This is a genomic window from Pseudomonas sp. AP3_22 TE3818 (assembly GCF_053628995.1).
On the sequence record NZ_JBRJHL010000001.1, the window covers coordinates 408,351 to 422,567 of the forward strand.

Sequence of the window (14,217 nt, forward strand, 5' to 3'; positions counted from 1 at the left end):
CCGGTTTTGGGGATGCGGGCGGGACAACCATGGAATTTCTGCTCTATCTGGCGCTCGGCGCCTGTGCAGGTGTGCTTGCCGGGCTGTTTGGCGTGGGTGGCGGGATCATCATCGTCCCGGTGCTGGTGTTCAGCTTCAAGGCCCAAGGGTTCGATCCGTCGATCCTCACGCACCTGGCGGTGGGGACGTCCCTGGCGACGATCATCTTTACCTCGGTCAACGCGGTCCGCGAGCATCACCGCCGTGGCGCCGTGCGTTGGCCGATCTTCATGTGGATGACCGTCGGCATTCTGATCGGTGCCGGGTTCGGCGCCTTGACGGCGGAAGCGATTTCCGGCCCCAACCTGCAGAAACTCATTGGTGTATTTGCCCTGGTGATCGCAGCTCAATTGGCACTGGAGGTCAAACCCAAGGCCAGCCGAACCGTGCCGGGCAAACTCGGTCTGACCGTGGCCGGCAGCGTGATTGGCTGGGCCTCGGCGATTTTCGGCATTGGCGGCGGTTCGTTGACCGTGCCATTCCTGACCTGGCGCAGCGTACCGATGCAGCAAGCCGTGGCCACTTCATCGGCCTGTGGGCTGCCGATTGCCTTGGCCAGTGCATTAAGTTTCATGATTCTGGGCTGGCACGAACCGTTGCTTCCGGCCCATAGTCTCGGTTTTGTTTATTTACCGGCGCTGCTGGGCATTGCCCTGACCAGCATGGTGTTCGCCCGTTTGGGCGCGCGACTGGCCCACAGGTTGTCGCCGAGGTTGCTGAAAAGGCTGTTTGCCGCTTTGCTGTTCTGCGTCGGTCTGAACTTTCTAGTCTGAAGCATCTGCTCTGACGCACAGCGCAATCCTGGCTTAATCCTGAGGTGGCAGCGTCGCCCGGGAATTTTTAAGATTTGAACTCTAACGAGGAGTCGCAATGCTGCCTTACCCGCAGATCGACCCGGTGGCCCTGGCCATCGGTCCGCTGAAAATCCACTGGTACGGCCTGATGTACCTGATCGGCATCGGCGGCGCCTGGCTGCTGGCCTCCCGCCGGCTGAACCGCTTCGACCCGACCTGGACCAAGGAGAAACTCTCCGACATGGTGTTCTGGATGTCGATGGGGGTGATCGTCGGCGGGCGCCTGGGTTATGTGCTGTTCTACGACCTGAGCGCCTATCTGGCCAACCCGACGCTGATTTTCGAAGTGTGGAAGGGCGGCATGTCGTTCCACGGCGGTTTCATCGGCGTGATGCTGGCGGCGTTGTGGTTCGGTAAAAAGAACAACAAGTCGTTCTTCCAGCTGATGGATTTCGTTGCGCCGATGGTGCCGATTGGCCTGGGGGCCGGGCGTATCGGCAACTTCATCAATGCCGAGCTGTGGGGCAAGCCGACCGACGTGCCGTGGGCGATGATCTTCCCGCCGTTCAGCGACCCGGCGCAGTTGCCGCGTCACCCCTCGCAGCTATACCAATTCGCCCTCGAAGGTGTGGCGCTGTTCCTGATCCTCTGGCTGTTCTCGCGCAAGCCGCGGCCGACCATGGCGGTATCGGGGATGTTCGCGCTGTTCTATGGCATCTTCCGTTTCATCGTCGAGTTCGTCCGCGTACCGGACGCGCAACTGGGCTATCTGGCCTGGAATTGGCTGACCATGGGCCAGGTGCTGTGCCTGCCGATGATCGTCGGCGGTCTGGTCCTGATCTGGCTGGCGTATCACCGCGCCCCGGCAACGCCAGCGGCAGCCGTATAAAATTCGAACCCCGCAGCGATGGCTGCGGGTTCAAGGACACAGGTAACTCATGAAGCAATATCTCGAACTGGTCGCCCACGTCATCAAGAACGGCACCAAGCAGGCCAACCGTACCGGCGTGAACACCATCAGTTTTCCCGGTGCGATGCTGCGTTATGACCTGCAGGAAGGTTTTCCGGCGATCACCACGCGCAAGATGGCCTTCAAATCGGCCATCGGCGAAATGTGCGGATTCCTGCGTGGCGTGAACAACGCTGCCGAATTTCGTGCCTTGGGCTGCAAGGTCTGGGACCAGAACGCCAACGAAAACGCCCAGTGGCTGGCCAACCCGTTCCGCCAGGGCGAAGACGACCTTGGTGAAATCTACGGCGTGCAATGGCGCAAATGGCCAGCGTACAAGCAGATTCCGCTCAGCAACCCGGCCGCCATCGAGCAGACCCTCAAGCAAGGTTATCGCCAGATTGCCGAAGGCGAGGAAGACGGCCAGGCCTATGTGGTGCTGTACAAGGCCATCGACCAGGTTCGCCAGTGCATCGACACCATCATCAAGGACCCGGGCAGCCGTCGCATCCTGTTCCACGGCTGGAACTGCGCCCAGCTTGATGAAATGGCCTTGCCGCCGTGCCACCTGCTGTACCAGTTCCACCCGAATGTCGAGACCAGGGAGATCTCCTTGACCCTCTACATCCGCTCCAACGACCTGGGCCTGGGCACGCCGTTCAACCTCACCGAAGGCGCCGCGCTGCTGAGCCTGATCGGTCGCCTGACGGGCTACACGCCACGCTGGTTCACCTATTTCATCGGTGATGCGCACGTCTACGAAAATCACCTGGACATGCTCAACGAACAGCTCAAGCGTGAACCGTTCCCAATGCCGAAACTGGTGATTTCCGACCGTGTGCCGGAGTTTGCCAAGACAGGTGTGTATCAGCCGGAATGGCTGGAGCTGGTGGAGCCGGGCGACTTCTCGCTGGAAGGCTACGAGCACCACGCGCCAATGACCGCACCGATGGCGGTCTGAAGTTCACGCATCCACCTGTAGGAGCGAGCTTGCTCGCGATGTACGTGAACGATGACGCGTATTGTCTGAAAAAATGCGTCGTCCTTGAGTTCATCGCGAGCAAGCTCGCTCCTACAGGGGGATTGTGTCAGTGGCCGTGACTGCGGCCGACATGGGAGTGCTCAGCCTCTGTCGGCACAACCCCGCCGCTCACTTCCAGCCGCTGCAAAATCCCGCATTGATCGATACCCGGCCCCTCGCCGCAGCGTTGGCGCAGGTCGAGCAGTTGTGCCTGCAAGGCCAGCAGGCCGTCGATCCGCGCCTTGACGTGATGGATGTGCTCGTCGATCAGTGCGTTGACGCTTTCGCACTGGTCCTGCGGACTGTCGCGAAACGCCAGCAGGCTGCGGATTTCCTCGAGGGTCATGTCGAGGGTGCGACAGTTGCGGATGAAGGTCAGGCGCTCGGCGTGGGCCTGGGTGTAGACGCGATAGTTGCCGTCACTGCGGGCCGGTTCCGGCAAAAGGTTCTCGCGCTCGTAGTAGCGGATCGTCTCTACGGCGCAGTCCGTGAGTTTCGCCAATTCTCCAATCTTCATGACGACAATCTCCAAAACTCCAAAATGGGTGCTTGACCCTATAGTGGCTACAGGGTCTTTACTGGGCAACAGGCACTCTTATGGACGCAACCAATGAGCGATTCTCAGCATACCCACAAACCTGTGGCCGAACATGAAATCAGCGTTAAGCTCCGGCCCTTGCCCAAGCATGACCATGGCGGTCACGGCGACGCTTGCTGTTCATCAAGAACGGCAGCGCCTGCGCGGGTCACCCTGAGCGAATCGCCGACGGCGGGTGCCCGTCTGAGCAGCTTTCGCATCGAGGCGATGGACTGTCCGACCGAGCAGACGCTGATCCAGAACAAGCTAAGCAAGCTGACAGGCGTGCAGCAGCTGGAGTTCAATCTGATCAACCGGGTGCTCGGCGTGACCCACGATTTGCCAGGCACCGAGCCAATCATCGAGGCGATCAAGTCCCTGGGCATGCACGCCGAACCGCTGGTGCAGGGGACTGAAACACCGGCAGCGAAACCCGACAGGAAACACTGGTGGCCATTGGCGTTGTCCGGTGTGGGCGCATTGCTGGCGGAAGTCATCCACTTCACCGCTACCGCGCCGGATTGGGTGGTCGCGGTCATTGCGCTGGTGTCCATCCTCAGCGGCGGTCTCGGCACCTATAAAAAGGGCTGGATCGCGCTCAAGAACCTCAATCTGAATATCAACGCACTGATGAGCATTGCCGTCACCGGCGCCGTCCTGATCGGTCAATGGCCGGAAGCGGCGATGGTGATGTTCCTGTTCACCGTGGCCGAGCTGATCGAGGCTCGCTCCCTGGATCGTGCGCGCAATGCCATCGGCGGGCTGATGCAGATGGCGCCGGAGCAGGCGACGGTGTTGCAGGCCGACGGCAGTTGGGTCGAGCAGGATGTCAAAATCATCGAAATCGGCGCACGGGTGCGGGTGCGTCCCGGCGAACGCATTGGTCTGGACGGCGAAGTGCTGTCCGGGCGTTCGACCATCGATCAGGCGCCCATTACCGGGGAAAGTCTGCCGGTGGAGAAAACCGTCGGCGACAAAGTGTTCGCCGGTACCATCAATCAGGCCGGTTCCCTTGAGTACGCGGTCACCGCCGTCGCGGGTAATTCGACCCTGGCCCGCATCATCCACGCCGTTGAACAGGCGCAAGGCGCGCGGGCGCCGACCCAGCGATTCGTCGATCAATTTTCGAAAATCTACACCCCGGCAGTGTTTGTCCTTGCGCTGGCAGTGGCGGTTATCCCACCGCTGTTCATGGGCGCGTTGTGGTTTGACTGGATCTATCGGGCGCTGGTGTTGTTGGTGGTGGCGTGCCCGTGCGCACTGGTGATTTCCACGCCAGTGACCATCGTCAGCGGTCTTGCGGCGGCGGCGCGCAAAGGGATCCTGGTCAAGGGCGGGGTCTATCTGGAGGGCGGTTACAAGCTCGACTACCTGGCCCTGGACAAGACCGGCACCATCACCCACGGCAAGCCGGTGCAGACCGATTACCTGTCGCTGGACCCGACCGCCGATGCATCGACCCCGGCCATTGCCGCCGCGCTGGCCGGGCGCTCGGATCACCCGGTTTCCCTGGCCATCGCCAAAGCGGCTGTGGATAACCAAAGCGCGACGCTGATTGTGGATAACTTCGAAGCCCTGGGCGGGCGCGGTGTGCGCGGCGAGATCAACGGCCAGCTCTACCACTTGGGCAACCATCGTCTGGTGGAGGACCTCGGGCTGTGTTCGCCAGCACTGGAAGAAAAACTGTTTGCCCTGGAAAAGCAGGGCAAGTCGGTGGTGCTGCTGCTTGATGCGTTCGGTCCTTTGGCACTGTTCGCTGTCGCCGATACGGTAAAGGCGTCCAGTCGCGAAGCCATCGAGCAACTGCATGACCTGGGGATCAAAACCCTGATGCTCACTGGCGATAACGTCCACACCGCGCAAGCCATTGCCGCGCAGGTCGGCATCGACGAAGCCAGGGGCGACCTGTTGCCGGGGGACAAATTGCAGTCTATCGAGGCCCTTTATGCCCAGGGGCACCGGGTCGGGATGGTTGGCGACGGTATCAACGACGCGCCTGCGCTGGCGCGTTCCGAGATCGGTTTCGCCATGGCCGCCGCGGGCACCGATACCGCTATCGAAACCGCCGATGTCGCCCTGATGGACGATGATTTGCGCAAGATCCCTGCATTCATTCGCCTGTCGCGGCAGACGTCGAGCATCCTCAAACAGAACATCGCCCTGGCGTTGGTCATCAAGGCGATCTTTCTTGGGGTAACCTTCGCCGGGGTCGCTACCATGTGGATGGCAGTGTTCGCCGACATGGGCGTGAGTTTGCTGGTGGTGTTCAACGGTTTGCGCCTGCTGCGCAAGTAAAGAATGAGGGGCGGTTGTGCTGAGTGCCGAGCTGAAGGCGTTTTACATGGTGGCCCGCCTGGGCAGCATTACCCAGGCTGCCAAAAAGCTTGGCCTGAGCCAGCCGACGGTGACGACGCAGATCCGCAACCTGGAAAGTCAGTATTCGGTCGAGCTGTTCTACCGTGGCGGTCGGCGTCTCAGTGTCAGCGAGGAGGGGGCGCGGCTGCTGCCGATGGTCAAGGTGCTGATGCAGCAGGAAGCCGACATCGAGTTTTTCCTGCGTAACTGCGGCCAGGTCCAAGGCACATTGCGCATTGCCGCCACGGCGCCGTATTACATCCTCGACCTGGTGAAAACCTTTCGCGAGCGCTTGCCGCAGGTGGAGGTGTCGGTGGAAATCGGCAATTCCCAGCAAGTACTCGAAGCGCTGGAAGAGTACAGGGTCGATGTCGCGGCGTCGTCGCAGTTGCTCGATGACGCGCGCCTGATTCGCCGGGTGCTCGGCAGCGATCCGCTGGTGCTGGCGGTGCATCGCAATCATCCACTGGCGGTTCATGATCACGTACCACTTGGCGCCCTGGCCGGGCATACCCTGCTGATGCGCGAACCGGGCTCGACCACCCGCCGCCTGACCGAAGCGTTGCTGGCCAGCGCCGGGGTGAGTTTTGGGCCGCTGCTGGAGATCGGCAGCCGCGAATCGATCCGCGAGGCGGTGCTGCGCAACATCGGCATCAGCATCATCGCCCGGCAGGAAGTACCCCATGATCCGCAACTACGGGTGCTGACCATCGAGAATGCGCCGCAGATTCCCGAATACCTGTATTGCCTCAAGGAACGCAAAGGCGCGCGGTTGCCGGCGGCGTTTCTGGGGTTAGCGCAGGAAATGGCGCCGGTCTGACATCTTCGGTGACTGTTCGGGCCTCATCGCTGGTAAGCCAGCTCCTACAGGGGAATGCGAAACCTTGTAGGAGCTGGCTTGCCAGCGATAGCGTCAGATCAGACAACACTCAACCAAAATCCTTGAATACCACTATCGGCAGTTTTTGCCTTACTGCCACATGACGGACTCATTACAACCCTAGGATGGCCTTCATCTGCTAGATGAGGTCCGTCCATGAACAACTCGATCGCTACTGCCCTGACCAATCCTGGCGCCCCGATGAAGGTGCGCGGCGTACAGAAACGTTTCGGCGCTTTCACGGCGCTGGATAACGTTTCACTCGACGTGGCGGCCGGTGAGTTGGTGTGCCTGCTGGGTCCGTCGGGCTGTGGCAAGACCACCTTGCTGCGCTGCATCGCCGGCCTGGAAAAGCAGGACCGCGGCGAGTTGTACCTGGGTGATCGCGAGGTTTCCCACATGGCGCCCCAGGCGCGGGACTACGGCATTCTGTTCCAGTCCTACGCGTTGTTCCCCAATCTCACCGTTGAAGCGAACATTGCTTACGGCCTCGCCGGCAATGGTCGCGACCCGATTCGCCAGCGAGTCGGTCAGATGCTGGAACTGGTCGGCCTGAGCGGCAGCGAGAAAAAATATCCCGGTCAGTTGTCCGGTGGTCAGCAGCAGCGGGTTGCACTGGCTCGCGCTCTGGCCCCGGCGCCTTCGCTGTTGCTGCTCGACGAGCCGATGTCGGCCCTCGATGCCCGGGTGCGGGAGCATTTGTGCACCGAACTGCGCCAGCTGCAACGCAACCTCGGCATCACCACCCTGATGGTGACCCACAATCAGGACGAGGCCATGCTGATGGCTGACCGTATCGCCGTGATGAACAACGGCAAAGTCGAGCAGTACGCCACGCCGCAGGAAATCTACAACCGCCCGGCCACGCCGTTCGTGGCGGAGTTCGTCGGCCAGGGCAACTGGTTGCCGTTCCAGCGCAGCAGCGACAGCCACGCCCAGGTCGGCGGCATGAACATGCGCCTGGCCGACGGCAGCGCCAAGACCGCCTCGGGCCGCTTGTTCTGCCGCCCCGAAGCGATCAACGTCAATCCGCTGGTGCACGAGGAAAACCTGTTCCCGGCCAAGGTTCGTGAGATCACCTTCCTCGGCAACCGCTGCCGCATGAGCTTCGAACTCGATCATTTGCCGGGCCATGCGCTGTTGGCGGAACTGGCACCGGAAGCCATGCCGCGCCTTGGCGCCCAGCAGATCATGGTCGCCTTGCCGCCACGCAGCCTGCAGGTGTTTGCCTGATGAGCGCGAACATCGCGCTGCCGCTGCCACACAAGCAGGTTCGGCAGACTTCCCGTGCCGAGATCGGTGACCGGCTGTTCGTGGTCGGCGGCAAAGTGCTTCTGCTGGTGTTGTTGGGTGTTGCCGTATTGATGCCGTTGCTGGCGATCTTCTGGCGTGGTTTCAGCGCTGAAGCCGGGCAGGGTGGTGGTTGGGTTGCTGCGAAAGAACTGGTGACCAGCGAGAACTTCCACTGGTTGCTCGGCAACAGTCTGAAGGTTTCCCTCAGCGTCGCGGCGATTGTCGTACCCCTGGCTTACCTGTTTGCCTACGCGCTGCAACGCACCATGATTGCGGGTAAAGGCCTCTGGCGTGGCATTTCCCTGCTGCCATTGATGGCGCCGTCGATGCTGCCCGGGATTGCGCTGGTTTACCTGTTCGGCAACCAGGGCATGCTGCGTGGCCTGCTCTCGGACAACATCTACGGCTTCTGGGGCATTGTTCTGGGTGAGGTGATCTACACCTTCCCGCACGCCTTGATGATTCTTCTGTCGGCCTTGTCCCTGGCGGATGCGCGACTGTTCGATGCGGCTTCAAGCATGGGCGCCAGTCCGGCGAAAGCGTTCCGCAGCATCACTTGGCCGGCGACCCGTCAGGCGGTTTTCGCAGCGTTCTGCCTGGTGTTCACCCTGACCATCACTGATTTCGGGGTTCCGGTGGTGGTCGGTGGCGACTATCAAGTGCTGGCACTGGAAGCCTATAAAGCCGTGGTCGGCCAACAGCAATTCGGCCGCGGTGCCTTGATCGGCATGGTGTTGTTGCTGCCGGCGCTGTTCAGCTTTGGCGTCGATGCCTGGTTGCGTCGCCGTCACGGCGACGCCATGAGCGGTCGTGCCCAGGTGTTCAAGCCTGCACCATCGAAACTGCGCGACGCGTGCTACCTGGCCATCGTCTTGTTGATCAGCGCTGCGTTGCTGCTGGTGTTCGGCATGGCGGTGTTCTCGTCGCTGGTGAAGTTCTGGCCGTACAACCTGTCGCTGTCGCTCAACCACTACCAGTTCAATGAAACCGCCGGCGGTGGCTGGCAGGCCTATGGCAACAGCTTGAAGATGGCCTTGGGCACGGCGTTGATCGGCAGCCTGCTGATTTTCACCGGCGCCTACCTGATGGAAAAAACCAGGGGCCAGCGCGGCCTGAACCTGACCTTGCGCATGCTCAGTTTCGTACCGATGGCGGTGCCGGGCCTGGTGTTGGGGTTGGGTTACGTCTTCTTTTTCAACCTCACCGGCAACCCGCTGCATGCGCTGTACGGGACCATGACCCTGCTGATCGTCTGCACCATTGCGCACTATCTGACCACCGCGCAAATGACCGCCACCACCGCATTGCGTCAACTCGATGCCGAGTTCGAAGCCGCCGCGCTGTCGCTCAAGGCGCCGCTGTACCGCCACTACTTGCGCGTCACCGTGCCGATCTGCCTGCCGGCTTTGCTGGACATCGTGCGCTACCTGTTCGTCTCGGCCATGACCACCGTCTCGGCAGCGATCTTCCTCTACAGCCCCGACACCATCCTCGCGGCGGTGGCGGTGCTGAACATGGACGACGCCGGCAACGTCGGCGGCGCGGCGGCGATGTCGACCCTGATTCTGTTCACCTCGGCGGGCGTGTCCCTGCTGCTGGCCTGGGCCTCGCGCGGTTTGCTGCGCCGCTCCCAGGCCTGGCGGCAGACCGCGCCCGGTCACTGATCCACACCCTCAACTCAACTACAGGAAAACGATCATGTTCAAGCCCCTGGCCCTGGCCGCTGCTGTCCTCACCGCTTTCAGCCTGAACGCCTTTGCGGCGAAGACCGAGTTGACGGTGTACACCGCCCTCGAAGCCGAACAGCTGAAAACCTATAAAGAAGCCTTCGAAAAGGCCAACCCGGACGTCGAAATCAAGTGGGTGCGTGATTCCACCGGCATCATCACGGCCAAGTTGCTCGCCGAAAAAGCCCGCCCGCAGGCTGACGCCGTGTGGGGCCTGGCGGCTTCCAGCCTGGCGATCCTCGACCAGCAGGGCATGCTGCAAAGCTATGCACCGAAGGACCTGGGCAAGATCGGCGTCAACTACCGCGACGCCGCCAACCCGCCAGCCTGGGTCGGCATGGACGTCTGGGCCGCGACCATTTGCTTCAACACCGTCGAAGCCGAGAAGCAGGGCCTGACCAAGCCCGTGAGCTGGCAAGACCTGACCAAGCCTGAGTACAAAGGCAAGATCGTCATGCCGAACCCGGCATCGTCCGGCACTGGCTTCCTCGACGTCAGCGCCTGGCTGCAAACCTTCGGCGAGAAGCAGGGCTGGGCCTACATGGACGGCCTGCACCAGAACATCGGCCAGTACGTTCACTCCGGTTCCAAGCCTTGCAAACTGGCGGCTGCGGGTGAATTCCCGATCGGTATCTCCTTCGAGTACCCGGCCGTTCAACTGAAACGCCAGGGCGCACCGCTGGACATCATCCTGCCGAAGGAAGGCCTGGGCTGGGAAATCGAAGCGACTGCCGTGATCAAGGGCACTGCCCACGAGGAAGCCGCGAAGAAACTGGCTGACTTCTCCGCCAGCCCTGAGGCGATGGAGTTGTACAAAGAAAACTTCGCCGTGCTCGCCCAGCCTGGCATCGCCAAGCCGCAAACCGAACTGCCAGCCGACTACGAACAGCGCCTGATCAAGAACGACTTCGCCTGGGCCTCGAAGAATCGCGATGACATCCTGACCGAATGGCGCAAGCGTTATGACGGCAAGTCCGAGAAAGTGGCGGCCAAGTAAGATCTTTATCGGCTGAAAGGGCCTCTTCGCGAGCAAGCCCGCTCCCACAGGAAAATGCGTTCCAATGTGGGAGCGGGCTTGCCCGCGAAAGCGGTCTACCATTCACCACCAGTCTCACTGATCGGGAGACTTCCGATGCACAGCCATGAACAAACCGTCGCCAAGGTCTTCGCCCTCTACGAGCGCTTTGGCGACAGCGATTACATCGGCGAGCCGGTGTCGCAGATCGAGCACATGTCCCAGGCTGCCCAATGCGCGATGGCCGAAGGCTTCGACGACGAAGTCGTGCTGGCGGCGTTCTTCCACGATATCGGGCACATCTGCGCCGAGGGTGCCGAGAACATGGGCGGCTATGGCGTGGTCAGCCACGAACGACTGGGCGCCGATTATTTGCGCAATGCCGGCTTCAGCGAACGCCTGGCTCGGTTGGTGGAGTACCACGTCCAGGCCAAGCGTTATCTGACACTCAGGGAACCGGGGTACTACGAACGCCTGAGCGAAGCCAGTCGCCGGACCCTGGAATATCAGGGGGGTGTGATGACCGAAGCCGAAGCCGATGCCTTCGAGCAGGACCCGTTGTGCAAAGTCAGTTTGCGCATGCGCCAGTGGAATGAGCAGGCCAAGGAAATGCATGTGCCGGTGATTGATCTGGCTGTGTTGAAAGACAAGGCGGTGCGGTTGTTGGCGGCGTGAGCCTTTAAAACGAGTCGCTGCCATCGCGGGCAAGCCCGCTCCCACAATGATTTGTGGTGACACAGATCTTGTGTGCACCACAGAGCCTGTGGGAGCGGGCTTGCCCGCGAAGGCGCCGGATCAGCCCCTACAAATCTCTTGCCAACACCTCAACCTGCTCCTGCCGCTCCGCCTGATTCAACTTCGGATGCGGGTTCAACGACGACCACTGCGGATGCGCCCGCGCCTTGTTCAACGCCTCGGGCAGCTTGCCTTCGCGCCAGCTCTTGTCCTGAGGCGTGGCCACCTGGATGCTGTCCATCGCCGCATGCCCACGGGCGTTCAGCGCTTGCAGCAATTGCCGCTGGCGCAGCGCCAACAGGCGCAGCACGTTGTCATCCACCGTCAGTTCGCGCTGGCCCTTGATCTTGCCCAGCAAGCGGCTGCCATAACTGCGCGCGGTTTGCAGGGCGCCACCGGCGATGGCGCCGGCCAGTGCAGCGGCGCCGAGCGTAATCCCGCCCACCAGCAAATCGACCCCGGCCCCCGCAGCAGCACCCGCCGCGATACCACCACCGACGCGCACACCCAGTTGCTTGAGGGTTTCCGGGTTGAACAGGTCATCGCCCCAACGGCCATCGAGCAGCGGCAAATCACTGGCCGCGGCATCCTGTGGGCGGAAGGCGTAGAGCTTGAGCAGGGCCTCGACGCAACGCTGCTCACGCTGGCGTACGGCCTTGCGCAATTCGCTGATCGCCTGTTGTTCCTGCTCGGCTTCACTGACCACGCTGCGCCGGCAAGCCGCGCAATCGATCAGCAATTCGGCAATCAGTCGCTCCGCGCTTTGTTGGCGAGCCAGGCGCTGGGCCTGCTGATCGGCGATCAGGCGCTCGAGTTGTGGCCGGGCCGTTTCCAGCAGCAGGGCGAGACTTTCATAGAGTCGACGCTCGCCATCTTCCGGCGGCGCGACACTGTCGAAACGCACCAGGGCATGCAGACCCAGCCGCGCCAGCGCTTCACGCCAGGCCGGTTCGCGGTGGTTGGCGCTGCTGACGAAATTCAGCACCGGCAGCAAGGGTTTGCCGCAACTGGCCAACACTTCCAGCTCGTCGCGATACTTGGCCAGCACCGGCTCACGGGCGTCGATCACATAAAGACCGGCATCCGACGCCAGCAACTGGCGCAGCACCTTGGCTTCCTGTTCGAAGCGTTGCCGGGCTTCGCTGCCCTCAAGGAAACGCGCCAGGCGTGCCGGACCGTCGAGGCGTTCACCCGGGCGTTCCAGGCGTTCGAGGTAATCGAGCAGGGCGATGGCGTCTTCCAGGCCCGGGGTGTCGTAGAGGTCGAGCAGTGGCTCGCCGTCCACCGACAACCGCGCGCCTTCGACGTGCCGCGTGGTACTGGGACGATGGGACACTTCACCGAAACCGACATCGCGGGTCAGGGTGCGCAACAACGAGGTTTTACCGACGTTGGTGTGACCGACCACAGCGAGTTTCAGAGGCTGCTTCCTGGTGTCAGTCATGACCCGTCTCCAGCCAGTTCATCGGTGCACAATCGGCAAACGGCAACTCAAGCTGTTGCAGCGCCAAGTGCCAGTCGCCCAGGCGCTCGGCGTCCAGTGCTTCACCGGGCGGCGCCTGCAGCAACCACACGCGGGTGGCGCTGGCGCTGCGGGCCAGTTCGGCAATCAAGGCCAGGCTGCCGCGATCCGGCGAACGCCGTGGATCGCAGGCGATGGCCAGGCGTGCCGGGGGGAAGCGGCTCAGTTGTTCGAGGAGTTTGTGCCGCGATTCGCGACTGTCGAGGATGCCGGCGTTGCTCACGGTTTTCGGCAATGGCGGTGGCCACGGGCGTTGGTCGTCCAGTTCGATGGCGACCAACAGCGCACCGTCGCTGTGCTGCTCGGTGACACCGCTTTCCACGCGATGCAGTTGCGCCGGTGCCGCATCGCTGACGCCGAGGCGTTCGCTGGTGGGCATCAAGCGTTCGCGCAGCTGCGCGTAACCGGGCAGGTTCAAATCCAGACGCAGCGCTGTTTGCCCTGTCTTCCAGCGCCACAGGCAAAACAGCGCGAGTAGCAGGCGCGGCAAAACGCCGTAGACCAGTAGCACACCCACCAGCCAGGCGGCCCAGGCCTGGCGGGCGCTTTCGATGTTGAGTGCGGCATCGCCACTGGCGCGGATCATCTCTACGGTCGGCACACTGAAGCCAAGCAGGGCCGGCAACGCACCCAGCGCCTGGGTGACGGCGATAAAGGTGTCGGCACTGAGGATCGTGGTTTCCCAGACGAAGCCGTAGCGCCGGGTCGCCATCAACATCAGCAGGATCACCAGCGCGCTGAGCATCGCCAGCAGCCACAGGCTGTTGACCAGCACGCCAATGGCCCAGCGATTGAGTTTCTGCCGTTGCAGTAACAGGAGCAGGGCGGGGGCCAACTGCGCGGCTTTCGCGTCACGAGCGAGTTTTTCACTGAGCCATAGCCACAGGCGTCCGAGGCTGGCGCCGTGTTCGCCGGCAAACACCAGTCCCAACGCCCAGCTCAGCAGCAGGACCAGATTGAGCCCAAGCAGGCTGCCCAGGGCCCAGAACACATTCACCGGGTGCAGGCCGTCGCCCATAGCCGCGAAGGCCAGGCCGGCGCCGCTGATCACGGCCAGTACCGCCAACACCAGCAGCGCCAACCGCGCGCCTTGCAGCCAGTGTTTGAGGGCTGTAGTCAGGCCATCGCGTTCAGCGAGCCACAGGGCGCGGCGTTGAATGCGCGCCGGCAAATCGCCGCCGGCGCTGCGGGCCAGTCGGTTGGCTTCCAGGTCTTCCAGGGGGCCTGCGTGTTCTTCACGCAGGCGGATGGTTTCTGTCAGCCAGAGGGTATTGAGTTCAGTCACGCGGCATCCCGTCGCTTAAATGAGC

The 14,217-nt window shown here is 62.2% G+C and carries 12 protein-coding genes; 9 read left to right on the forward strand and 3 right to left on the reverse strand.

Features of this window, described 5'->3' with window-relative positions:
- Positions 1-29 precede the first annotated feature (29 nt).
- The 3 genes from AB7M25_RS01995 to AB7M25_RS02005 all read left to right on the forward strand — a co-directional run bounded on the left by AB7M25_RS01995 (position 30) and on the right by AB7M25_RS02005 (position 2,743).
- A complete protein-coding gene (locus AB7M25_RS01995) occupies positions 30-812 on the forward strand; it encodes a sulfite exporter TauE/SafE family protein (RefSeq protein WP_102700000.1) in 783 nt (260 codons plus the stop codon).
- A gap of 97 nt (positions 813-909) precedes the next feature.
- A complete protein-coding gene (gene lgt, locus AB7M25_RS02000) occupies positions 910-1,722 on the forward strand; it encodes a prolipoprotein diacylglyceryl transferase (RefSeq protein WP_007976415.1) in 813 nt (270 codons plus the stop codon).
- Between the two features lie 49 nt (positions 1,723-1,771).
- Positions 1,772-2,743, forward strand: coding sequence for a thymidylate synthase (locus tag AB7M25_RS02005; RefSeq protein WP_414929500.1), 972 nt, complete (start codon positions 1,772-1,774; stop codon positions 2,741-2,743).
- Between the two features lie 127 nt (positions 2,744-2,870).
- Here AB7M25_RS02005 and cadR read toward each other — a convergent pair whose 3' ends face one another.
- On the reverse strand, positions 2,871-3,320 hold the full coding sequence (gene cadR / locus AB7M25_RS02010; protein WP_429388309.1) for a Cd(II)/Pb(II)-responsive transcriptional regulator: 450 nt from the start codon (positions 3,318-3,320) through the stop codon (positions 2,871-2,873).
- Between the two features lie 93 nt (positions 3,321-3,413).
- On the opposite strand from cadR, the gene AB7M25_RS02015 reads away from it, so the two are divergent.
- The 6 genes from AB7M25_RS02015 to AB7M25_RS02040 all read left to right on the forward strand — a co-directional run bounded on the left by AB7M25_RS02015 (position 3,414) and on the right by AB7M25_RS02040 (position 11,325).
- Positions 3,414-5,675 carry a heavy metal translocating P-type ATPase gene (locus tag AB7M25_RS02015; RefSeq protein ID WP_454236927.1) on the forward strand — a complete coding sequence of 754 codons (2,262 nt, stop codon included), beginning with the start codon at positions 3,414-3,416 and terminating at the stop codon, positions 5,673-5,675.
- Between the two features lie 16 nt (positions 5,676-5,691).
- Positions 5,692-6,555, forward strand: coding sequence for a LysR family transcriptional regulator (locus AB7M25_RS02020; RefSeq protein WP_454236928.1), 864 nt, complete (start codon positions 5,692-5,694; stop codon positions 6,553-6,555).
- Between the two features lie 216 nt (positions 6,556-6,771).
- On the forward strand, positions 6,772-7,848 hold the full coding sequence (locus AB7M25_RS02025; protein ID WP_454236929.1) for a putative 2-aminoethylphosphonate ABC transporter ATP-binding protein: 1,077 nt from the start codon (positions 6,772-6,774) through the stop codon (positions 7,846-7,848).
- Positions 7,848-9,572, forward strand: a complete 1,725-nt coding sequence (locus tag AB7M25_RS02030) for a putative 2-aminoethylphosphonate ABC transporter permease subunit (RefSeq protein ID WP_454236930.1) — start codon at positions 7,848-7,850, stop codon at positions 9,570-9,572. Before AB7M25_RS02025 ends, AB7M25_RS02030 begins: the two co-directional genes overlap by 1 nt.
- A gap of 34 nt (positions 9,573-9,606) precedes the next feature.
- Positions 9,607-10,632, forward strand: a complete 1,026-nt coding sequence (locus tag AB7M25_RS02035) for a putative 2-aminoethylphosphonate ABC transporter substrate-binding protein (RefSeq protein ID WP_429388320.1) — start codon at positions 9,607-9,609, stop codon at positions 10,630-10,632.
- Between the two features lie 135 nt (positions 10,633-10,767).
- Positions 10,768-11,325 carry a phosphonate degradation HD-domain oxygenase gene (locus AB7M25_RS02040; protein WP_429560369.1) on the forward strand — a complete coding sequence of 186 codons (558 nt, stop codon included), beginning with the start codon at positions 10,768-10,770 and terminating at the stop codon, positions 11,323-11,325.
- Positions 11,326-11,452: 127 nt separating this feature from the next.
- Here the strand turns inward: AB7M25_RS02040 and AB7M25_RS02045 are convergent, their stop codons facing one another.
- Both AB7M25_RS02045 and AB7M25_RS02050 read right to left on the reverse strand, forming a co-directional pair.
- Complete coding sequence (locus AB7M25_RS02045) at positions 11,453-12,829, reverse strand: GTPase/DUF3482 domain-containing protein (RefSeq protein WP_429388325.1); 1,377 nt, start codon at positions 12,827-12,829, stop codon at positions 11,453-11,455.
- Positions 12,822-14,192: a DUF2868 domain-containing protein gene (locus AB7M25_RS02050; RefSeq protein WP_454236931.1), complete on the reverse strand. Its 1,371-nt coding sequence runs from the start codon at positions 14,190-14,192 to the stop codon at positions 12,822-12,824. Before AB7M25_RS02050 ends, AB7M25_RS02045 begins: the two co-directional genes overlap by 8 nt.
- Positions 14,193-14,217 lie beyond the last annotated feature (25 nt).

What these genes read in the sequence shown, in the direction of transcription:
- AB7M25_RS01995 (WP_102700000.1), top strand. Translation starts at nt 30, where the DNA reads ATGGAATTTCTGCTCTATCTGGCGCTCGGCGCCTGTGCAGGTGTGCTT.
- lgt (WP_007976415.1), top strand. Translation starts at nt 910, where the DNA reads ATGCTGCCTTACCCGCAGATCGACCCGGTGGCCCTGGCCATCGGTCCG.
- AB7M25_RS02005 (WP_414929500.1), top strand. Translation starts at nt 1,772, where the DNA reads ATGAAGCAATATCTCGAACTGGTCGCCCACGTCATCAAGAACGGCACC.
- cadR (WP_429388309.1), bottom strand. Translation starts at nt 3,320, where the DNA reads ATGAAGATTGGAGAATTGGCGAAACTCACGGACTGCGCCGTAGAGACG.
- AB7M25_RS02015 (WP_454236927.1), top strand. Translation starts at nt 3,414, where the DNA reads ATGAGCGATTCTCAGCATACCCACAAACCTGTGGCCGAACATGAAATC.
- AB7M25_RS02025 (WP_454236929.1), top strand. Translation starts at nt 6,772, where the DNA reads ATGAACAACTCGATCGCTACTGCCCTGACCAATCCTGGCGCCCCGATG.
- AB7M25_RS02030 (WP_454236930.1), top strand. Translation starts at nt 7,848, where the DNA reads ATGAGCGCGAACATCGCGCTGCCGCTGCCACACAAGCAGGTTCGGCAG.
- AB7M25_RS02035 (WP_429388320.1), top strand. Translation starts at nt 9,607, where the DNA reads ATGTTCAAGCCCCTGGCCCTGGCCGCTGCTGTCCTCACCGCTTTCAGC.
- AB7M25_RS02040 (WP_429560369.1), top strand. Translation starts at nt 10,768, where the DNA reads ATGCACAGCCATGAACAAACCGTCGCCAAGGTCTTCGCCCTCTACGAG.
- AB7M25_RS02045 (WP_429388325.1), bottom strand. Translation starts at nt 12,829, where the DNA reads ATGACTGACACCAGGAAGCAGCCTCTGAAACTCGCTGTGGTCGGTCAC.